General features: G+C 59.6%; 23 protein-coding genes. 14 read left to right on the top strand and 9 right to left on the bottom strand.

Features of this window, described 5'->3' with window-relative positions; translation table 11 throughout:
• The first annotated feature begins 97 nt into the window (after positions 1-97).
• Positions 98-1,153: a 3-carboxy-cis,cis-muconate cycloisomerase gene (locus AC244_RS17725; protein ID WP_053250142.1), complete on the top strand. Its 1,056-nt coding sequence runs from the start codon at positions 98-100 to the stop codon at positions 1,151-1,153.
• A gap of 20 nt (positions 1,154-1,173) precedes the next feature.
• Here the strand turns inward: AC244_RS17725 and AC244_RS17720 are convergent, their stop codons facing one another.
• The 3 genes from AC244_RS17720 to AC244_RS17710 are packed head-to-tail and all read right to left on the bottom strand — an operon-like array spanning position 1,174 to position 2,796.
• Complete coding sequence (locus AC244_RS17720; protein WP_053250141.1) at positions 1,174-1,503, bottom strand: tetratricopeptide repeat protein; 330 nt, start codon at positions 1,501-1,503, stop codon at positions 1,174-1,176.
• 33 nt (positions 1,504-1,536) lie between these two features.
• Entirely contained in the window at positions 1,537-2,127 is a 591-nt protein-coding gene (locus AC244_RS17715; protein WP_063934112.1) for a flavin reductase family protein, read from the bottom strand.
• Positions 2,128-2,187: 60 nt separating this feature from the next.
• Positions 2,188-2,796, bottom strand: coding sequence for a superoxide dismutase (locus AC244_RS17710; RefSeq protein WP_053250140.1), 609 nt, complete (start codon positions 2,794-2,796; stop codon positions 2,188-2,190).
• Between the two features lie 105 nt (positions 2,797-2,901).
• Here AC244_RS17710 and AC244_RS17705 point away from each other — a divergent pair, with 105 nt between their 5' ends.
• Positions 2,902-3,588 carry a helix-turn-helix transcriptional regulator gene (locus AC244_RS17705; protein WP_082366895.1) on the top strand — a complete coding sequence of 229 codons (687 nt, stop codon included), beginning with the start codon at positions 2,902-2,904 and terminating at the stop codon, positions 3,586-3,588.
• A 114-nt stretch (positions 3,589-3,702) separates the two neighbouring features.
• Here AC244_RS17705 and AC244_RS17700 read toward each other — a convergent pair whose 3' ends face one another.
• Entirely contained in the window at positions 3,703-4,470 is a 768-nt protein-coding gene (locus AC244_RS17700) for an SDR family NAD(P)-dependent oxidoreductase (protein WP_053250139.1), read from the bottom strand.
• Between the two features lie 314 nt (positions 4,471-4,784).
• Here AC244_RS17700 and queC point away from each other — a divergent pair, with 314 nt between their 5' ends.
• The 5 genes from queC to AC244_RS17675 all read left to right on the top strand — a co-directional run bounded on the left by queC (position 4,785) and on the right by AC244_RS17675 (position 8,744).
• Entirely contained in the window at positions 4,785-5,495 is a 711-nt protein-coding gene (gene queC / locus AC244_RS17695) for a 7-cyano-7-deazaguanine synthase QueC (protein ID WP_053250138.1), read from the top strand.
• Positions 5,495-5,851, top strand: a complete 357-nt coding sequence (gene queD / locus AC244_RS17690) for a 6-carboxytetrahydropterin synthase QueD (RefSeq protein WP_053250137.1) — start codon at positions 5,495-5,497, stop codon at positions 5,849-5,851. The genes queC and queD overlap by 1 nt, the downstream gene beginning before the upstream one ends.
• Positions 5,848-6,576: a 7-carboxy-7-deazaguanine synthase QueE gene (gene queE / locus AC244_RS17685; protein WP_053250136.1), complete on the top strand. Its 729-nt coding sequence runs from the start codon at positions 5,848-5,850 to the stop codon at positions 6,574-6,576. Before queD ends, queE begins: the two co-directional genes overlap by 4 nt.
• A gap of 222 nt (positions 6,577-6,798) precedes the next feature.
• A complete protein-coding gene (locus tag AC244_RS17680) occupies positions 6,799-7,863 on the top strand; it encodes a glycosyltransferase family 2 protein (protein WP_152976000.1) in 1,065 nt (354 codons plus the stop codon).
• A 32-nt stretch (positions 7,864-7,895) separates the two neighbouring features.
• A complete protein-coding gene (locus AC244_RS17675; protein WP_053250135.1) occupies positions 7,896-8,744 on the top strand; it encodes a glycosyltransferase family 2 protein in 849 nt (282 codons plus the stop codon).
• 353 nt (positions 8,745-9,097) lie between these two features.
• Here the strand turns inward: AC244_RS17675 and AC244_RS38140 are convergent, their stop codons facing one another.
• Positions 9,098-9,349, bottom strand: a complete 252-nt coding sequence (locus AC244_RS38140; RefSeq protein WP_082366893.1) for a hypothetical protein — start codon at positions 9,347-9,349, stop codon at positions 9,098-9,100.
• Positions 9,346-10,890: a S8 family peptidase gene (locus tag AC244_RS17665; RefSeq protein WP_053250133.1), complete on the bottom strand. Its 1,545-nt coding sequence runs from the start codon at positions 10,888-10,890 to the stop codon at positions 9,346-9,348. The genes AC244_RS38140 and AC244_RS17665 overlap by 4 nt, the downstream gene beginning before the upstream one ends.
• Positions 10,891-11,362: 472 nt before the next feature.
• On the opposite strand from AC244_RS17665, the gene AC244_RS38135 reads away from it, so the two are divergent.
• On the top strand, positions 11,363-11,731 hold the full coding sequence (locus tag AC244_RS38135; protein WP_053250132.1) for an adenylate/guanylate cyclase domain-containing protein: 369 nt from the start codon (positions 11,363-11,365) through the stop codon (positions 11,729-11,731).
• A 590-nt stretch (positions 11,732-12,321) separates the two neighbouring features.
• Positions 12,322-12,519 (top strand): hypothetical protein, encoded by a 198-nt coding sequence (locus AC244_RS17655; protein ID WP_053250131.1) that lies wholly within the window; start codon positions 12,322-12,324, stop codon positions 12,517-12,519.
• Between the two features lie 949 nt (positions 12,520-13,468).
• On the opposite strand, the gene AC244_RS35405 is transcribed toward AC244_RS17655, so the two are convergent.
• The 3 genes from AC244_RS35405 to AC244_RS17640 all read right to left on the bottom strand — a co-directional run bounded on the left by AC244_RS35405 (position 13,469) and on the right by AC244_RS17640 (position 15,508).
• Positions 13,469-13,798: an HNH endonuclease gene (locus tag AC244_RS35405; RefSeq protein WP_082366891.1), complete on the bottom strand. Its 330-nt coding sequence runs from the start codon at positions 13,796-13,798 to the stop codon at positions 13,469-13,471.
• Positions 13,799-13,836: 38 nt separating this feature from the next.
• On the bottom strand, positions 13,837-14,115 hold the full coding sequence (locus tag AC244_RS17645) for a hypothetical protein (RefSeq protein WP_152975999.1): 279 nt from the start codon (positions 14,113-14,115) through the stop codon (positions 13,837-13,839).
• Positions 14,116-14,369: 254 nt separating this feature from the next.
• Positions 14,370-15,508 (bottom strand): IS3 family transposase gene (locus AC244_RS17640; RefSeq protein WP_202596090.1). Its coding sequence is split into 2 segments (ribosomal slippage): positions 14,370-15,250 and positions 15,250-15,508, totalling 1,140 coding nucleotides; the frame shifts between segments, so codons are not numbered across the junction.
• Positions 15,509-15,781: 273 nt separating this feature from the next.
• On the opposite strand from AC244_RS17640, the gene AC244_RS17630 reads away from it, so the two are divergent.
• From AC244_RS17630 to AC244_RS17610, 5 genes are all read left to right on the top strand, one after another.
• Positions 15,782-16,954 carry an ABC transporter substrate-binding protein gene (locus AC244_RS17630; protein WP_053250127.1) on the top strand — a complete coding sequence of 391 codons (1,173 nt, stop codon included), beginning with the start codon at positions 15,782-15,784 and terminating at the stop codon, positions 16,952-16,954.
• A 276-nt stretch (positions 16,955-17,230) separates the two neighbouring features.
• On the top strand, positions 17,231-18,097 hold the full coding sequence (locus tag AC244_RS17625; protein ID WP_053250126.1) for a branched-chain amino acid ABC transporter permease: 867 nt from the start codon (positions 17,231-17,233) through the stop codon (positions 18,095-18,097).
• The gene (locus AC244_RS17620; protein ID WP_152975997.1) at positions 18,094-19,098 is read left to right on the top strand and encodes a branched-chain amino acid ABC transporter permease; all 1,005 of its coding nucleotides are present in this window, start codon (positions 18,094-18,096) and stop codon (positions 19,096-19,098) included. Before AC244_RS17625 ends, AC244_RS17620 begins: the two co-directional genes overlap by 4 nt.
• Positions 19,098-19,862, top strand: a complete 765-nt coding sequence (locus AC244_RS17615) for an ABC transporter ATP-binding protein (protein WP_053250125.1) — start codon at positions 19,098-19,100, stop codon at positions 19,860-19,862. Before AC244_RS17620 ends, AC244_RS17615 begins: the two co-directional genes overlap by 1 nt.
• The gene (locus AC244_RS17610) at positions 19,843-20,559 is read left to right on the top strand and encodes an ABC transporter ATP-binding protein (protein WP_053250124.1); all 717 of its coding nucleotides are present in this window, start codon (positions 19,843-19,845) and stop codon (positions 20,557-20,559) included. The genes AC244_RS17615 and AC244_RS17610 overlap by 20 nt, the downstream gene beginning before the upstream one ends.
• Positions 20,560-20,605 lie beyond the last annotated feature (46 nt).

Raw genomic sequence — 20,605 nt, 5'->3', positions numbered from 1 at the left:
GGCTGATCCGTTGCATCTTGGTGCATGGACGTCTCGAAGCAGAACGTGGCATTCCGTCTAAACGCGAACGGGCATCGCGACAACCATCGGGGGGACTATGACCTATTCCGCTTTCGATCATCCCTATCTCTCCGGCCTTCTGGGCGATGAGGCGGTAGCTGCCGAGTTTTCGACTGCTGCCGACATTCACGCGATGCTCTCCTTCGAGGCGGCGCTGGCGCGCGCTGAGGCGATCCACGGCGTCATCCCGGAAAGTGCCGCCGATCGCATCACGGAGGCCTGCCGCGGCTTTTCTCCCGATGTGGCAGCGCTCCGGCGGGCCATGGCCACTGACGGCGTCGTCGTTCCCGAACTCGTTCGGCAGCTGCGGACGGCCGTCGGCGGCGAGGCCGCCGCACACGTGCATTATGGCGCAACCAGCCAGGACGTCATCGATACGAGCCTGATGCTGCGCATGAAAGCTGTTGCAGAACTGTTCGCCACCCGTCTTGGCGATGTCGTGTCAGCGCTGGAGAGATGTGACGATCAATGGGGCGAGCGGATGCTGATGGGCCGCACGCGCATGCAGGCGGCGATACCGATCACCGTTTCCGATCGGCTGCGCACCTGGATCGAGCCGCTGCTCGATCACAAGGACCGGCTCGAGGCGATGGACCGCGACCTCTTCGCGATCCAGTTCGGCGGTGCGGCGGGCACGCTCGACAAGCTGAAGAGCAAGGCGGACGATGTGCGCGCCACGCTTGCCGAGGAACTGGCGCTTGCCGATTTTCCGCAATGGCACAGCCAGCGCTCGGAAGTCGCCGATTTCGCCAACGCGCTGTCGCTTGTCACCGGCAGCCTCGGCAAATTCGGGCAGGACGTTGCGCTGATGGCGCAGCAGGGTGACGAAATTGAACTTGCCGGCGGCGGCGGATCGTCGGCGATGCCGCACAAGCAGAATCCGGTCGCTGCCGAGGTTCTGGTGGCGCTTGCGCGTTTCAATGCGACGCAGCTTTCCGGCGTCCACCATGCGCTGGTGCACGAGCAGGAGCGCTCTGGTGCTGCTTGGACTCTCGAATGGCTGATCATGCCGCAGATGGCAGGAGCAACCGCGGCGGCCCTGCGCCTCGCCGCGGAACTTGCCGGCAACATCAGGCGGCTCGGCTCCGCCTGACGGTCAGGGGGTCGCTACGGCTAGCCCTTGTTCGCAGCCACGCATTGTTTATCCAGCCGCTTGAGAAAAACCGTGATCTCGCGTGCGACCTGCAGGTCGCCCTTTTTCTCGGCGACCGATCGTCCCTCGGTCCAGATGCGCCGTGCCTCTTCGATGCGATTGAGTTTCAGCAGTGCAGCCCCGCTCAGTTTCCAGGCGGCCGAATAGGTGGGATCGAGTTCGATCGCGCGCTGGAGATGGACAAGTGCGGTCTCGGCATCCGCCTCCTGCAGACAGATGCTGCCGAGGGTGAAGCGCAGCAGCTTATCGTCACGGCCGTCGTCCAGAAGTTTTTCAAGCACCTGTCGCATGGCAGCCCCCGCATGGGTGTCCGTTCGCACCGTTCAGATCGTCGGGCACGATGTGCCCGATGGCAATGGATGCCCGCCTGATGTAGCGGCAAAGGGCGGCGATCTCTCGAGTGCCTGGTATTGCCGCTCGCTCCAGAGCAATGGGTCGGCATAGGTGGCTGTCTCGGTAGCGATGATCGTTCCGACAAAGAGCCGGTGGTCACCGACAAGGATAGAGGCGCTGAGCACGCAGTCGAGCCCGGCGGCAGCACCGAGAAGGCGTGGCCGGCCGGAAGGCCAGTCCGCCCATACGCCGACGAGATAGCGGCTGGCGGCCGCGACCCTGCCGGCGAAAGCGTCAGCGACCAGTTCCTGTCCCTGGGCGAGCATCGCCAGCGAAAAACCGCCATGTCTGGAAATGGTGTCCGCCAGCGCGCTGTCGGCCTTGATCGAGACGACGATCGATGGCGGGCTTGCGGAAAGCGAGAAGACGGCCGTCGCCGTTCGACCCAGGCATTCGGAGCCGACACCGGAGCTGACGACGCAGACGGTCGATGCCAGTCGTGCCATCGCGTCGGCGAACTGCGGTCTGGGGACGGCGCGCTCGGCATGGGCGGTGATATCGACGGTGGCAAGCTTGGTCATGGGTGCAATCCGGCTGAGATATGGTCGTGGCGCCGGCGGCGCGGCGCCACGGCAGGCGTGTCAGGCAGACTTAAGCTCCGCCTCGGCGAACTCGTAGTTCGCCAGTCGGTCGAGGAAGTTGCTGACATAATCGGGACGGCGATTGCGGTAGTCGATGTAGTAGCTGTGCTCCCAGACATCGAGGCCGAGCAGAGCTTTACCCTCGTTGGTGGCAACCGGGTTTGAGCCGTTGGCGGTTTTCGTCACCTTGAGTTTGCCGCCGGTGTCGAGCACGAGCCAAGCCCAACCGGAACCGAACTGGCTGGTGGCCGCCGTCTTGAACGCGTCCTTGAAGGCCGCGACGCTGCCGAAGTCCTCGACGATCTTCTTCTCCAGGCTGTCCGGAATTCGTCCGCCCTTGGGGGAAAGATTGTTCCAGAAAAGGATGTGGTTCCAGTGCTGCCCGGCATTGTTGAACACCGGCGCCAGCTCGGCCTTGCCATTGGCGTGGCCAATGATCTCTTCAAGCGACAGTCCGGCAAGCGCCTGATCCTTCTCGACAAAGCCGTTGAGTGCGGTGACGTAGGCCTGGTGATGCTTGCCGTGGTGGAATTCCAGCGTCTCGGCGCTCATGCCGCCTTCGGCCAAAGCGCCGATGGAAAAGGGGAGGGAGGGGAGTTCGAAAGCCATGGGTGAAATCCTCTTCAGCCGGATGGAACGCAGCGAATGTCTTGTGCGACAACCATCAAGCGTGTATTTAACAAGACAATTCTTTGTAAATCTCCGGGCAATAATATGTCAAGCGACCACTTGTTAAATCCGGATCAAAGCCAGGGCCGGTCGCCGGCCGAACGGATCCTGCTGGCGCTGAAGCTGCATGGGCCGCAGACGGCGCCGGCGCTCGGCAAGCGCCTGTCGATAACCGGCGAGGCAGTGCGTCAGCAGCTGGTGCGCCTTGCGCAGGACGGCCTTGCAAACTCCTGGTCGGAGGCACGCGGCGTCGGGCGTCCCTCGCAGTTTTGGGGACTGACCGCTTCGGGCCATGCGGAGTTTCCCGATACCCATGCGGAGCTGACAGTCCAACTGCTGCGCACCATCCGCCAGACGCTGGGGGATACGGCGGTCGATCGCATCATCGCCGCGCGCGAGGAGGAGACGCGAGCCGGCTATCGTGCGGCGCTCGCTGGCGCCGGAAGCCTGCGGGACCGGGTGGAAAAGCTCGTTCACTTGCGAACGGCAGAAGGGTATATGGCGGGATATGAGGAGGCCGGCGACGGCACCTTTCTCTTCGTCGAGAACCATTGTCCGATCTGCGCCGCCGCGGCCAGTTGCCAGGGCTTTTGCCGGGCGGAGATCAATATCTTCCGCGATATTTTGGGCCAAGACGTTACGGTCGAGCGCACCGAACATATTCTCGCCGGCGCGCGCCGTTGTGCCTATGTCATTGTGCCTGCGACGCAAAGCGATCATCCAGGCGCTTGATTTCCCGGCCGGTTTGCCGGGAAATGCCGACGGCGCCGTGGGGACGCCGTAACGCTCGCAACTCGCGCACAGGCAAGGAATCGCGCAGGGGCGCGGCCGGCCGGGCGTTAGATCTCAGCGCGCGCCCATTCGCAACGCGCCGTCAAGGCGGATGACTTCGCCGTTCAGCATCCGGTTTTCGCAGATATGCTGGACAAGGGCTGCAAACTCCTCGGGCTTGCCGAGACGTTGAGGGAAGGGAACGCTCTTGCCGAGCGATTCCTGAACCTCCTGCGGCATGCCGGCCATCATCGGCGTTTCGAAGATGCCCGGTGCAATCGCGACGACGCGAATGCCGTGTCGCGCCAGTTCGCGGGCAATCGGCAGCGTCATGGCGACGACGCCGCCCTTCGAGGCGGAGTAGGCGGCCTGTCCGACCTGGCCGTCGAAGGCGGCGACGGAGGCGGTGTTGATGATGACGCCACGTTCGCCGTCTTCGCCGGGCGCTTCCTTTTCCATCGCAGCCGCTGCCAGCCGAACCATGTTGAACGTACCGATGAGGTTGATGCCGACCGCACGGGCAAAGCTATCGAGCCTATGAGGGCCCTCGCGCCCAAGCACCTTTTCGCCCGGCGCGATGCCGGCGCAATTCACCAGCCCATGGAGATGGCCGAACGTATCGACGGCCGCGGAGACTGCGGCTGCGCCGTCGGCCTCGCTGGTGACATCCGTTTTGACAAAAAGGGCGTTGCGTCCAAGCGCCTCGGCCATTGCCCGTCCGGCGTCTTCGTTGATATCCGCAAGGACGACGCGAGCGCCCTGGCCGTGCAGCAGGCGGGCAACGCCGGCACCAAGGCCCGAGCCGCCCCCGGTGACAATGAAGACTTTTCCGTTGATCAGCATTTGAGAACTCCTCCAATACCGAACTCCGCCGCCGATAGGCGCTTGCCGCAAAGGCACGGCAACGGAGTTCATTGCCATCAGGCGTGATGGGGTGACGTTAGCGTCTTTGAAACGCGGCGGAAATCGGCTGGAGCGATTTTTGATTTTGCGCCGTGGATAAAATCGCTCGTCCGTCTCACCGATCGTCGGGAAAGGCTGCACCTCCGCCGTGCGCAAGGCTCGCCACTAAGGGCTGGCCAAAAGGGCGCCGATGGCTTAGAAACGGCCTCACATCCGGTCGCAGCCCACCCGGTCAAAACAAGGGATCAACAATTATGAGAACTATCGTCATCTGCTCCGGCGGATTGGACTCCGTTTCGCTCGCTCATAAGATCGCGGCGGAACACGAACTCGTCGGCCTTCTTTCCTTCGATTACGGCCAGCGCCATCGCAAGGAACTCGACTTCGCCGCCGCCTGTGCGCGGCGGCTTGGCGTTCCACACCAGATCATCGACATCACCGGCGTCGGCCGGCACCTGACCGGATCGGCACTGACCGATGATGTCGAGGTGCCCGATGGCCATTATGCCGAGGAGACGATGAAGGCCACGGTGGTGCCGAACCGCAACGCCATAATGCTGGCGATCGCCTTCGGACTCGCCTCGGCGCAGAAGGCCGAGGCCGTTGCCGTTGCCGTCCATGGCGGCGACCACTTCATCTACCCCGATTGTCGGCCGGGCTTCATCGACGCGTTCCAGAAAATGCAGGACGAGGCGTTGGACGGCTATGGCAGCGTCCGGTTGCATGCGCCCTATGTCAATATTCCGAAAGCGGCGATCGTTGCCGATGGCGCCAAGTATGGCACCCCCTTCGGCGAGACCTGGTCCTGCTACAGGGGCGGCGTGCGCCATTGCGGCCGCTGCGGCACCTGCGTAGAGCGGCGCGAGGCCTTTCATCTCGCCGGCGTTGATGACCCGACCGAGTATGCCGATCCGGACTTCTGGCAGGCCGCCACCCGCCGCTTCTCGGCAAAGGAGGTCCGCTGATGTACCGCATCACCAAGGAGTTTCACTTCTCTGCCTCGCACCAGCTGAGCCATCTGCCGGCCGATCACCAATGCGCGCGGCTGCACGGCCACAACTACATCGTCGAGGTCGAGCTTGCCGCCGCGGATCTCGATGAAAACGGCTTCGTGCGGGACTATCATGACCTGGCCCCACTGAAGCGCTACATCGACGACAGTTTCGACCACCGCCACTTGAATGAGGTGCTTGGACACGACCGGGTGACGTCGGAGTGCCTTGCCCGGCATTTCTACGACTGGTGCAAGGAACGGCTGCCTGAAACGTCGGCCGTTCGCGTGAGCGAGACGCCAAAGACCTGGGCGGAATACCGGCCATGACGGGCGCAGCGATCCGCGTCAGTGAGATCTTCGGGCCGACAATCCAGGGTGAGGGCGTGTTGATCGGTCAGCCCACGGTGTTCGTGCGCACCGGCGGCTGCGACTACCGTTGCTCCTGGTGCGATACGCTGCACGCCGTCGATAGCGACTATCGCGAGCAGTGGCGGCCGATGTCGGTCGAAGAGATCTGGGAGGAGGTGAGGCGGCTCTCGGGCGGCGTGCCGCTGACCGTCTCGCTTTCCGGCGGCAATCCCGCCATCCAGCCGCTCGGGCCCTTGATCGATCGCGGCCATGGCGAGGGCTATCGGTTCGCGCTCGAGACGCAGGGCAGCGTCGCCAGGGATTGGTTCGCCGACCTCGACGTGCTTGTCCTCAGCCCGAAACCGCCGTCGAGCGGCATGGAAACCGATTTCGCAAAGCTCGACGACTGTCTGACGATGGCCACTGGCACGCCGATGACGGTGCTCAAGATCGTCGTCTTCGACGATCACGACTATGCCTATGCGAGGGGCATTGCCCAACGCTATCCGGGGCTGCCAATCTATTTGCAGCCGGGAAACCACACCCCGCCGCCGCCGGAGGACGACAGCGCGACGGTGGACATCGATGGCATCATGAACCGCATGCTCTGGCTGGTCGACAAGGTGACCGGCGACAGATGGTTCGATGCGCGGGTGCTGCCGCAATTGCATGTCTTGCTGTGGGGTAATCGACGCGGCGTTTAGAGCGCGGAAAGCAACGTCATAAATCGGCCGGGGCCGTGTGGCTCTTGGTCTGCCGGCTTCGCTGGTCAAAGCGTGGCGCCGACCAATCACCACTCGCACCGGAATATGTTAAAAACAATTGCGATCGCTTGCGCCGACGTTCCCGGTGGCGTTCGGTCTTTCATTCCATTCGCATTTATGCAAGAGGCTGTCTCTGAAGACAAAGTGAGGACGTTGTGATCGATGAAGCGTGGCAGTATGAAATATCCATTCGACCGCCAATTTTCATTTCCGAAACGCAGCATAATCGACCGCGCAAAGACACTATACGACAATGCGCGGGTATCCTTCAGGGAAAGACGAAGCAGGCAAGACGTTGAGCTATTGCCCGCCAAGCCAATAGTCCCGTTGAGCAGCGTTGATATCCCGCTCGTTTTCATTGCGCACAACGACATGGCTCTGCTGCCTTCCTTCCTGAAACACTATCGGATGATCGGGGTGACGCGCTTCATATGCGTTGACGATGTCTCGAATGACGGGACGAAGGAGTATCTGCTCGAGCAGCCTGACATCGACGTGTGGACGTCAAACATCAGATACGAGAAAGCTCGTCGCGGTAGACGTTGGCGCGAGGCGCTCTTTGGCAGGTATGGTTATGAACGTTGGTATATCAATGTTGATTCTGATGAGTTTCTCATCTACGATCAATGCCCCGAAGAAACGATTCCTGCGCTTATACAAGTTCTTGAAGACAATGGGATTAAACGGCTGCCGGCACCTATGCTGGATATCTATCCGGGCGTCGAAGCCGATAATGCCGTCAGTGGAGATCTGCCTTGGTTCTCGGTCAACCGATTTGATGCCGATGGCTATGAGATTTCCTATGTCAAGCGAGGTATCAGCGTCAAAGGCGGTCCACGTAAACGACTTTTCAACGAAGAAAACGAGCTCATCAAATATCCGCTGATCTATTGGGACAAGTATTGCTACTTCGGCAGCAGTATTCACCGGCCCTTGCCGTACAACCGCAATTTCGCGCCCATCTGGGGCGTTCTCCTCCACTTCAAGTTCTTCACGAATTACCGAGAGAAAATAGCTGAGGCTGTTGATGGCCGCCAGCACTACAATGGCTCGCAGCATTACCAAACGATGAAGGAAGAACTGGATCAGAAAGGCGATATCGATTTCATGGATAAGAGCTCTACCCGTTTCGCCAATCCGACCCAACTGATTGAACTCGGTTTTATGCCCAGCATTTGCTTTGATCTGGACGATGAACCTCGCGCACCTTATCGGGCATGGAAGTAAGCTGTTTCCGGTTGGGAAACCTGGGGTTTGGAATGACCAAGAGCAAAGTTGCGATCGTTTTCCCTGTCTACAATGGCGCCAAAACGCTTGAGCGCAGTCTTCAGTGCATAGCTGAGCAAGACTATCCAGATTTTCGGGCATTCATCCTGGAGAATGGGTCGACGGATGATACCGTTGAGATAGCCAAGCGCTTTTGCTCGACCGATCCTCGCTTCACCCTGATCAGCAATGATGTGCATCTGAACGCAGTGGATAATTTTGCAAAGGCAGTCAAGATCGGTTCGGCTGCGGCCGAGTTCTTTTGCCTGCGGGCATGCGATGACATGTCCTCTGAAAATTACCTGTCGTCCCTTATCGGCGCGCTGGAGAACGACCATTCTAAGCTTCTGGCTGCAGGACCAACCACCCTTATCGCCCCGGCCGGAACGTCCAGGATAAAGCGGCCAAGCCCAGATATATTTGATTTCAGAGGTAGATTCGCCAAGGGTATTGTGCCTCGAAACCTTACGTTCCCTGCAGAATGGATATATGGGCTGTTTCGATCAGACGGCGCAGAAGAAATCCTCAAAGCTCGCTGGTATGAATTGGGAAACCCGTGGTGCTTTGCCTCATACGTCGTGTCCGAATTCGTCATCCGAGACTTGGTAGCCTATGTGGACGACGCTTCCTATCATTTCTATGAGGGGTCGGGCTCCGACAAAAAGTTTGGAGCTAAGACATTTAGAGAGCGCTTCAGCCAGCGCATGATCTACACGTTCGGTTGCTACAAGCTGATCCAAAAGCTCCCTCCAGCAAGCGCTCTCGCTCGGGCAAGGTTCTTTAGAATGTGCTGGAATGACGCCCGGCGGAAGACCCGATACAAACTGCTCTGGATTTTCTAGCCCTCGCGGACAGGAAGGGCCTTTGCACGCCATTTTGCGTGCAGACTGGACGCGTCACCTGTCGAGAGAATGGTCCCTTTGACTTCGCATGCACGGGCGATCACACCGATTTTCAACCCATCCTCGAAACGCCGCAATATTGCGGCTGATACCCCAAATCCGGTGAGACCTGCGAGCTTGTCGTTGGGTTTGAAATAGGTTTTGGTCTGGGCGCATTCGATTGGGATCCCGCCATTGAAGCGGCTATCCTGCGTTGGTTCGGAGCTCATTTTTATGACAAAGCGCCCAACTTTCAAAGGGGCAGGAAGTATGGCTGCGAGAGAATCCGCGGATACCAACCATCATCCCTCGGACTACATTCCCCGTCGAGCTGGCAAGCTTGCATTCTCCACTTCTGGCATCTCTCTTATCGCGGACAAGCAGCCAGTCACCTCGGAATGTTCTTTAAGACGAGCAAAGTGAATTCGTTGCAGGGTTTCGCTGCTACTATCTCGCTTGACCGGGGCAGCTAACTCGACGTCTGGCATAGCCTGTATTCTGCTTAGCACGAGAGCTCGTTGCTCGAGGCTTACACTAGCCCGGATCGTAAACATGATATCGGTCATTGACTTATGCCGGCGATAAGCTGCTCCAGGTTCAAACGACCATATCCGAAATCGGGCGTAAAGTCTTGGCCTCCCATGGCAGGCACTTTGTCGGCGCTTGAAGCCAAGGCGCTTCGAATCACCGCCGGATTTCTCTGACCGCCATTCGCGATGTAAAGTGCGGCGGCCGCCGCAACATGTGGGGCTGCCATCGATGTGCCGGGCCATGCGTCATAGTCTGTTTCTCGTATATCTGCTTTTCCCTGCCTCCAGCGCCCATCCGGTCCTCGTTCGGCTTTCCAACCCAACTGTCCCGGATAGGTCGGGAGCGTTGACCAGATTGCGTCGCCGGGGGCCGCGATCGTTACGTGATTCCCGCGGTTCGAGAAGTTGGTGATGCGATCCTGGAGGTTTGTCGCACCGACGGCTATCACGCCCGGGATAGCTGCCGGATAGGAAGTTGGGCTACCATCACGCCTCTCATTGCCCATTGCTGCAACGATCGTGGTTCCGTTGGCTAGTAGCTCCTCAAACGCTGCGCTCTCAGTTGGGTCGGGCGCTCCCCCGCCGCCTATTGATAGGTTGACGACGTCAATGCCTGCATCCGCACAATCAAGGAGCGCCCGCAGGTACATAACCGGGTCGACGAAATAGGCAAACTCCGCTGTTCCATCCAAATACGCCAGCAGGTCAGGGCGGTCATCGAAGATTTTCCATGCGTGGATCCGCGCTCGTGATATTCCGTTGATGCCGAGAGCATTGTTGATCGTAGCGGCAATGGTGCCTGCGACATGGGTTCCGTGTCCAATGAGATCCTGAGACGAGCTCGCTCCGGGAAGATCCGGATGTTCAAACGTGTATTGGGCGATCTGCTCTTTGAGGTCTGGGTGGTCAGTATCGATGCCGGTGTCGAGAACCGCTACCTTTATCCTGCTCCCGTCATCGAACCCGCCCCGGTTTCGCGTTTCGTCCCACTTGATCTTGCGAAGATTCCACATCGTATGTGCGGGGGGCGGCACCGCGGCAATTCGCCCGGCGGCGGGAGCCGGAGATCTTTTCTTAGCTGAGGCTGTCGATACACTCTGCGATTTTGCCGCAAGATACCGCATCGGCACCCTGGAAACAGACGCCACTGTCGGATCTCCAGCAAGAGCAAGTTGGAGCTGCCTAACGTCCGTGTCGGATACGAGTTCAATAAGACTGGTCGCTCCGCCCGGCGTTCGTCCATCCAAAGCGGCGTTCAAACTGAGTGAAGGTGCCGACCATCCCTCCACTTCTTCCCCTGAAACTCCAAGGACCTCCGGCTTGGAATTCGGTTCCCGAGCAGGTCGTACCAGCATGCGGCTGGTAAAGTGAGGCGACGTTCGCGAGACAGGCGTAACCCGCTTTACCAAACCGGCTCGTTCAAAAAAGGCTAACGCTTGTAGTCCGGCGCTCTGTGGCGCGCGCGCAACTGCGAGTGCGGCCTCGAAACTTCGCTGGTGCTGCTGGGGCTTCATCCGCACGAACAACATCGCGTCGTGATAAGTCGGAAGGCCCGAATTTTTGAACAATGGTCCCATTCCGAAGACCTCCCAACTGCTCTCTGATTGGCACCAGTGAGAAGCAGTTCAAGCCGCCGGCTCTTGGAGAACACGAGGCACCGGACGCAGCGGCGGCAGACAAAACGCGCTCGCTGCATCTCATTCGAGATGTACATAAGCACTTATTTAAACACATTGCGCCTGTCGACCCAACTACAAGTTTTCGTGGGCCCCCTGCGCGCAGACAGGTTACATCGCCATCGGCCCGCGCCACCGCAACCATGGTTACATTTGGGAAGGAGCGTGCAGCGCCGCGAACCGAAAACCGGTCTGGTGGGGCGAGGCGGTTCAGTTGGTTCCAGATCTTGAAACGACCCTCATTCGCCGATGGCTGAGTTATTGACCAAATGGGGGTCGATAACTTGCCCCAATTTACGGGACCGATGACCTGCGCAGGAGCAAAATATTGTGCGACGCAAATTTTACGTGTTCAACAGGGCCCCGAAAGAAGTTGCGGTTACCCGACTATCAACGGCTGACGTTCCGCGTTGGAATCAACCTTGGAGACATTCTTGTCGACCACGACGAGATCTTTGGGGACGGGGGCAATGTTGCCGCGCGGCTCGAGGCCATGGCCGAACCCGGCGGGGTGCTCACATGTCACAGTGTTCACGAACATGTCGATCGCAAGCTGCCTGTGCGCTTTGTCGACAAAGGGGAGTGCGAGCTGAAGAACATCGGCCGCCGCATTCGAGTTTTCCGTGCGGAATGTGAAATCTTAGGGACGCAACAACCGGCATACAGTGGGGAAGAACGCGAACCGGTGAGCGGGGAGCCGCAGTTGCATGTCTTGCCGTGGGATAATCGACGGGGCGTTTAGAGCGCGGAAAGCAACATCCATAAATTGGCCGGGGCCGTGCGGCTCTTGGTCTGCCGCCTTCGCTGGTCAACGTGTGGCGCCGACCAATCAAATATCCGCTGATCTATTGGGACAGCGGCCAGCGTCTCTCGCTTCGTCAGGGTGTAAGCTTGGCCGCAGTCAACCTAGCTCCTAATCAAGCGACTGGTTCAGAACCCTAATCCTTTTTGGTGGGAGATTGCTTGCCAATAATCGTCGGGAGCATAGACCCCGTTTCGATTTTTTATCTCCAGTGCGGGATTGGGCATCATCAGACGGGCTTGCCTCGGAATAACTGGACTGTTTACGTCCTACGTCCAAGCTCGATTTCTTGCTCTTTGGGAAGGTAGCAGCATCCGGGCGTAGATGCCCGAAGCAGCGCATTAGAGGAGATACATTTTGAGGTACGTACAACATGATCGAGCGCTCATGACTGGTAGAAAAACGGGTACGTACCTCACCTGAAGTGCGCCAATTTCATCTTGTACCCGCGGTATATTAGCGTAGTGTTGCACACGCTCGAGGCCACTGGGAGGCGGCTTCTCAACGATAAAATTTTTGGGAGGAAAATGATGCGGATATCCGATATCGCAATACCACCAAAAGATCTTGATTTGCTCCAGACGGTTCTTGACGCTTGGTGCACACAGCATCGCATTCCGCGCAAGGATGCGACTGTGCAAGCGGCGATATTGATCAACGAATACAAGCGCGGCACTCGTTCGCAGATCAAACTCATCGACGCACTTGTAAACAGCACCACGCACTAGCGGGCTCAACTGCCGCTATAGTCGAGAACCCGGTCCAAAAGGCCGGGTTTTTGTTATCTGCGCCTCGCCTTGCTTGCCGCTTTCTCGGTCTGTGTCACATCGTTGATGAGTTTGATGAAATCACCGTAGGACATAGGCGGATCGCTCCAGTTAACAGGATCACGCCCGCCAATCTCAAGCGAGATCGGTAGGTGCGACAAACCATTATAGGCGGTACCCATCGCGCGAAATCTTGCGGCTCAACGTTGTTCTGGAAGCCGACGATTGAGGGTTATCAACTCGCGGCTGTGTCGATGGGTCTATTCGACGGTCCGACCGGACTGCACCTTTCCAAGCACACATTTGTCGAGGACAAGGGCGACTACTACGAGATCACAGATGGTTTACGCTCTCATCTGCACGCCCATTCGATCAAACGGAATCCCGACGGGAGCGTGAAGCGTGTGAAGGTCTGGCGAAACGCGCTCGCCAGCAGGACTTAATCGCTGGCCAAACCGTCGTGACCCACCTGGAAAGACGAGACGAAGAATTCGACAGGCATGCAGAGAGTAGTCCGGCGTGACGCGCGGTCGCAGTGCTTTTGCTTCCTGAGCGGAAGGCGGAGGTACGAATGCTGCGTCGGCTCTGGAAAATGAGCATCTCGTTTCCGCGTGAAAATCGTGAGCCAGGCCGATGCACCGTCTTCAATTTCCAGTCTCCCCGCCAGCTTTTAAATAGGACAGGGCGCGTTGACGTCTGGTGATGGTTCTGTAGCGATTTGACGTCTGGGCGTCAGGTACGTGACGGCACATTGCGGCAACTCGAATTCGTTCCTTGTGCATCAATTATGGGAAGCGAACTCTGTCGACGGCCATAGCCGTTACGCGGGACGGCTACCAAGTACCCCGCTTGTCCATGCTCAGTCGAGCGTATCTGGCGCTATCAGCATCGAAGTGGCGCTGAGATCTCGTCAGCGGCGTCGGCCGCTTCGTTTCGTACCATCATAGAAGCCAGGAGGCTTCTTGCTGACCCAGGCCACGAATTTATGTATCGCGGGTTCCTCTAGGAGTGCTTCCACAGTCGGATATACGGTTTCCAGTTCGGCTTCCGAAAAAAGAGCGTGGATCTGTCGATGGCATATCCGGTGCAGCGTTTGCGTTTCCCGGCCGCCCCGGCTCTTGGGTACAAGGTGGTGTTCGTCGGCCTGGTCTTCGGGAATCAACCGACCACACAGCGGGCAGATAATCGGCGAAGGATCTTTATGCCAGGAGATGATGTCCTGCTTCGATTTTCGCGCCAATCCTTGGAAACCTTTACATCTGCGTGTTCGCTCGCTGATCAAGCGTCGTTACTCGGGAGCTGACGGTTTTCAGCCATGATATCCGGTATGATGAGGACGTCGTAGGCCGCGCCTGCCTCCTTGGCTAAGAGGCTTAGATCCTCCCGTACCACGGATTTTTCATCCTCCGCGCCATTCTCAATCAGATATGCTTCGAGAATGGAGGGCGGCCCTAACGTGGTGCGGCGCTTCTCCCCATCTACCACGTCCTCCAAAACTGGCCTTTCAACGATCGACGCAATCTTTGATGCTGCCAATTCGGCGGAGACCGCATACATAACCACGCTCATATCCCTTGGTATCGAATTGCTTCCTCTTTGCTTCTGCGTAGCCTTAACGCCTCGATTATGCCGGTGCGAGCGTAATCAGGGGCATCTGAGGTTTCATTGCTAAATTTTTGTTTTCGCGAGCTATAAGCGGCAGTGACATTTTGAACGGCGCTTTAAGAGCCTGGACTCCGGTTGTAGTGACAGAGCTGGCTCGGTTTGTCTGAACAGTTCGTGGCGTTTCGTTAAGTGGATTTCCGCCTCGATTATGCTGCCGCCTTCATTGGCGTCAGCGCGTTGAAGTAAGCCTGATCCGGTGTTTGCCGGTCAAGGGATGAATGTGGGCGTCGGGTATTGTAAAAGGTCACATACCGGCCGATCCCAATGCGGGCCTCGGGCACGGTTTTGTAGGCGTGGAGATAGACCTCCTCGTATTTGATCGAGCGCCAGAGCCGCTCGACAAAGACGTTGTCCCGCCATGCGCCCCTGCCGTCCATCGAGATGTCGATCTCGGCCTTCTTCAGCACCGCCGTGAAGTCGATGGACGTGAACTGCGATCCCTGGTCCGTGTTGAAGATGTCCGGCTTTCCATACCGAGCAAGCGCTTCCTCGACTGCCTCGATACAGAAAGCCGTCTCCATCGTGATCGACAGCCGCCACGACAGAACCCGACGACTGAACCAATCGACGACTGCGCAGAGATAGACAAAGCCCCGCGCCATGGGGATGTAGGTCAGGTCCATTGCCCAGACTTGGTTTGGTCTGGTCACCGCCAGCTTGCGCAGGAGATATGGATAGACCTTGTGACCAGGTGCCGGTTTCGACGTATTGGGGCGACGGTAAATCGCCTCAATGCCCATCTTCCTCATCAACGTCGCGACGTGAAGCCGCCCTGTGACAAGCCCTTCTGCCTTCAAAAGCCCTTGCAACATCCGGCTTCCGGCGAACGGGTAATCGAGGTGCAGTTCGTCGATCCGCCGCATCAGGGCCAGCTCGCCGTCTGACACAGGACGCGGTAAATAATAGACGCTACTACGACTGAAGCCGAGAAGCTTCGCCTGGCGGACGACCGACAGTTTGTGCTCGCGATTGATCATTTCTTTCCGCTCAGCAATCCGGCTTTGCCGAGCGCACCGGATAAAAAATCATTCTCTAGCGTCAGTTCTCCGATCTTGGCATGCAGTGTTTTGACATCGACGGTCGGGGCAGCCGGTTCCGCTTTGGCTTCATCGCCGAAAACGCCCGTCGCCCCCTCAAGGAGCTGGTCTTTCCACTGTTTGATCTGATTGGCGTGCACGTCGAACTGCTGGGATAATTCCACCAGCGTCTGTTCGCCCCGGATGGCTGCAAGCGCCACCTTCGCCTTAAAAGCCGGGCTATGATTCCGGCGCGGTCGTCTCGACATGCTCTCTCCTGTTTCCGGCATTTAAGCCAAAGTCAGGCAGAAATTCCACTTATACCGGCTGTGCAGTTTTCCCGAGCCAGCTCTGACATAGTTAAACGCGCTCATCAATGCGGGGCGAAAAACATGAGGAAACATAACTGCTGAATTATGGTTTGCTGCCCAATTTTCATTTTTACATCACCGTTTCGCATGACAAACTGACAGGCATCAAATTCGGATTGCTTTGCAATGACGGTGCCGGGTCGGGAGTGGGCGGTGCCACAGGGAGGAAACATGAAACGGACCATTCTGGCCGCGCTTGCGGCCTTGGCAATGAGCGGCGCAGCCTATGCGGACACGATCAAGATCGGTGTCGTCGGACCCTTTTCCGGTCCCTTCGCGTTGCAGGGCAAGAACTTCAAGGCTGGCATCGACGCCTACATGGCGGTCAACGGCAGCAAGGTCGGCGACGATGATATCGAGATCATCTATCGCGACGTACCGCAGGCCGACCCGGCGCAATCCAAGGCGCTTGCCCAGGAGCTGGTCGTTAGGGAAGGCGTGCAATATCTGGCCGGCTTCTATTTCACGCCCGATGCAATGGCCGTCACCCCACTATTGGAGCAGGCGAACGTGCCGCTGGTGATCATGAACGCTGCGACCTCGGCGATCGTAACGAAGAGCCCGCTGGTCGTGCGTACCTCGTTTACGACCTGGCAGACGTCTACGCCGATCGCCAAGGTGGCGAAGGATGCCGGCGTCTCCAAGGTCATCTCGGTGGTCAGCGACTATGGTCCGGGCGTCGACGCGGAAAATGCCTTCAAGGCCGGCTTCGAAGCAGCGGGCGGCGAGGTCGTCGAGGCGATCCGCATGCCGCTTGCCACCAACGACTTCTCGCCGATCATGCAGCGCATCAAGGATTCGGGCGCCGAAGGCGTCTTCGCCTTCCTGCCGTCGGGTCCGACCACGCTTGGTTTCGTCAAGGCCTATAATGAAAATGGCCTGAAGAGTGGCGGCATCAAGTTCTTCGCGCCGGGCGACCTGACGCAGGAATCCGACCTGCCGGCGCTCGGCGAAGCGGCTCTCGGCATCCAGACGACGTTCCACTACGCCGTCTCGCACGTTTCGCCGGAAAACAAGGCCTTTGTCGAAGCGGCCGCAAAGGCCATCGGAAATCCGGCCGAACTCTCCTTCCCCTCGGTCGGCGCCTATGACGGCATGCATGTGATCTACAAGATGATCGAGGCGACCGGCGGCGAGCAGGACGCACAGAAGGCTGTCGATGCGGTCAAGGGGCTTTCCTGGACGAGCCCGAGAGGGCCGGTTTCCATCGATCCCGAATCGCGCCACATCACGCAGAACATCTATCTGCGCGAAGTCGCCAAGGCAGATGACGGCACCTACTACAACAAGGAAGTTCAGACCTTCGAGAAGCAGGGCGATCCCGGTCTCGCGGCCCTGAAGTAGACGCTTTGGTAAATGCGGGCGCCGGTTGAGCGCCGCCCGCATTGCCTGCAACATACCGGGCAGCCGGCGGCTTGACCGATCGGGACGCCCCGCAGCATTCCCACGAACGGTGCGATTGCGGTTTTCCATCCGGGAGTGCCAATAGAGAGATGGAGCGTTTCCGTGCCGCCGTTTAAAGCGGAGCGATCCAGGCGCACGCGGTTGTTTGTTGGAGACGGGGGCAGGCCCATCTCGCCGCGTCTCCGCCAGCGATAACGAAAGGCATCGGACAGCCCCATGCAAACAGTCTTCAGTATAGCGATCGATGCCCTTGCCTACGGCATGGTGCTCTTCGTCATCTCCATCGGGCTTTCCGTGACCATGGGGCTGATGCGCGTCGTCAACCTTGCCCATGGCGCCTTTGCCATGATCGGCGGTTACATCGCCTCCTATGCGGCGCGCGATCTGGGCCTTGCCTATGGATTTGCCATCGTGCTTGCTGTCTTCGGTACGATCCTGATCGCCATCCCGATCGAGCGCCTGCTTTACCGTCGCATCTATGGTGCGCCGGAGCTGACCCAGGTTCTGATGACGATCGGCATCACCTTCTGCATCATCGGCATCGCCAACTACGTCTTCGGCCCGACGCTGAAGACCGTGCCGTTGCCCGCGCAGCTGCAAGGTTCTGTGGACCTAGGGTTCCGCGCGATCGCCACGCATCGCCTCTTTGCGATCCTTTGCGGTCTCGCCGTAGCGGCAGCCCTCTGGTATGCGATCGAAAGGACGGCATTCGGCGTGAAGCTGCGCGCCTCGGTGGACAATGCGGCCATGGCCGCCGCCCTCGGCGTGCGCACCGAGATTGTCTACGCCGTGAGTTTCGCGATTGCCGTCGGCCTTGCCGCCTTTGGCGGAGTCGTGGGCGCCGAACTTCTGCCGGTTGAGCCCTATTATGCGCTTCGTTACATGGTGACGTTCCTGGTGGTCGTGTCAGTCGGCGGTGCGGGCTCGATCCCCGGCGCGCTCGTCGCCTGCCTGCTGCTTGGCGGCATTGACACGACCGGCCGTTACCTGATGCCCGAGTTCGGCGAATTCTTCTTCTATCTGGCCGTCATCGCGATCATCTGCGTCTTCCCGCGCGGACTTGCCGGGAGAGCCAAGGGATGACCATGACCACCACCAACGACTTGATCACGCAAACACCGGCCAAGCGCCGCTTCGGCGGGGGTGACCTGATCGGCCTTAGCGTCATCCTGGCTCTCGCCGTTGTCGGCTACTTCCTGTTCCCGACCAATCTGGCGCTGCTCACGCGCATCATCGCCATCGCGCTTTTGGTGCTCTCGCTTGATCTCGTCACCGGCTATTGCGGGGTCGCGACGCTCGGGCACGCAGCCCTGTTCGGCGCCGGCGCCTATGCCGCGGGGATCGCCTCGGCGCATTACGGCATCAACGATCCGCTGGCGATGCTCGCCTTCGGTATCGTCGCTGGCGCCGTTGCCGGCCTCGTTTGCGGCGCGGTGATCCTGCGCGCGCACGGCCTGCCGCAGCTGGTGCTGTCGATCGCCCTCATCCACCTGTTTCATGAGTTCGCCAACAAGGCCTCGTCCTGGACCGGCGGCAGCGACGGCCTGTCCGGCATCGCCCCGAGCGCGCTCATCGGCCTTTACGAGTTCGACTTGTGGGGCCGCACCGCCTACGTCTTCGGTGTCGTGCTGCTGGCGTTGGTCTTCGCCCTCCTACGGCTGATCGTGCGTTCGCCGTTCGGCATGCTGTGCCGCGCGATCAAGGAAGATCCGGTCCGCATCCGCTCGATGGGAGCATCGCCCAAGGCAGCGCTGATGAAGATGTATGTCATCTCCGGTGCCGTCGCAGGCGTCGGCGGTGCGCTCAACGCCATCTCGACGCAGGTGGTCGGTCTCGACAGCTTGTCCTTCACCATGTCGGCCGAAAGCCTGGTGATGCTCGTTCTCGGCGGAACCGGCTCGCTCTTCGGCGCGCTGACGGGCACCATCGTCTTCATGTTCTTCGAAGACGTCGTTTCCGCCGCCAACCCGTTCCACTGGCTGACGATGGTCGGCGCTCTGCTGATCGCCGTCGTCCTCTTCGCGCCGAAGGGGCTTTACGGAACGGCAGCCGCCATTGTTGCCCGCCGCCGGGAGGCAAAGTGATGCAGCCCGTCTTTGAAGTTCGCAACCTCAAGCGCGCCTTCGGCGGCCTGGCGGTCACCAATGACGTAAGCCTCAGCATGGCGCCGGGTGACCGTGTGGCACTGATCGGCCCGAACGGCGCCGGTAAGACGACGTTCGTCAACCTGGTGACCGGCAACCTTGCCCCTGATTCCGGCGAGGTTCGCCTTGGCGGCGAGACGGTCACCGGCATCGATGCGATCGGCCGGGTGAGGAGGGGGCTCGTGCGCTCCTTTCAGGTCACGCGTCTGTTTCTCGACATGACGCCGGCCGAGCACGTTGCGCTCGCCGTGCTGCAGCGTGACGGCCGCTCGGGCCGCCTGTTCGGCAATTTCCTCTCGATGCCTGACGTGATGGATGAGGTCGGTCAACTGCTCGGCAAGCTCGGGCTTCGCGAGCTGATGCATCGCAAGGTCAGCGAAATCGCCTATGGCCAGCAGCGCCTGCTTGAAATCGCCGTGGCGCTTGCCTTGAAGCCGAAGGTTCTTCTGCTCGACGAACCGGCAGCCGGTGTTCCGCAGAGCGACACCGGGCGCATCGAACAGGCGCTCGCCGACCTGCCGGCGGACCTGGCCGTGCTGATGATCGAGCACGACATGGATCTGGTCTTCCGCTTTGCCAAACGCGTCGTCGTCCTGGCGGCAGGCGCCATCATCTTCGACGGTTCGCCGTCGGACGTCACCCAGGATCCGCGGGTGCGAGAAGCCTATCTGGGGAGCTATGCCAATGCCAGCCACGCCGCTTGAGGTGGAAAACCTGTCGGCCGGTTATGGTCCGACACGGGTGCTCGAAGACATTTCGTTCTCGGTTCCAGCCGGCGCGCGCCTTGCGGTTCTCGGCCGCAACGGCATGGGCAAGACCACGCTCTTGGCGACGCTTGCCGGTCAGACGAAGCGCTATGACGGCCGCATTCGCATCGGCGATACGGATGTGACCGGTATGCCGAGCGCTTCACGTGCCCGCAAAGGTCTGGGTTTCGTGCCGCAGGCGCGCTGCGTGTTTCCGACGCTGACGGTCGAGGAAAACCTGTTCGTCGGCCTCAAGGACCGGCCGAAGGCTGCGCTGCAGGAAGCCTACGATATGTTTCCGCGGCTTCATGAGCGGCGGCGGAACCTCGGCAGCCAGCTTTCCGGCGGCGAACAGCAGATGCTGTCGACGGCTCGCTCGATCCTCGGCCGTCCGTCGATACTGCTGCTCGACGAGCCGCTCGAGGGCTTGGCTCCGGTAATCTGCGAAGAGCTGATGAAGGCCTTTGCCGAACTCGCCAAGATCGGCGACATGACGATCGTGCTGGTCGAACAGCGTATCCAGAGCGCGCTGGATTTTGCCGATCAGGTCATCGTGCTCGAGCGCGGACGCGTCGCCTGGACAGGCACGCCGCAGGCGCTTTCAAGTGACCACGACGCCGTCGAGCGATTGCTTGGCGTCGGCGGGCTTCACTGAAGACTGAGAGGCACAAGGGAAATCGGACCGTTCGGCTCTTAGAGCG

The organism is Ensifer adhaerens (assembly GCF_001270265.1).
Taxonomy (GTDB): Bacteria; Pseudomonadota; Alphaproteobacteria; order Rhizobiales; family Rhizobiaceae; genus Ensifer; species Ensifer adhaerens_B.
The sequence above is the reverse complement of the archived record's forward strand: the minus strand, read 5'-3'. Positions and strand labels throughout refer to the sequence as shown.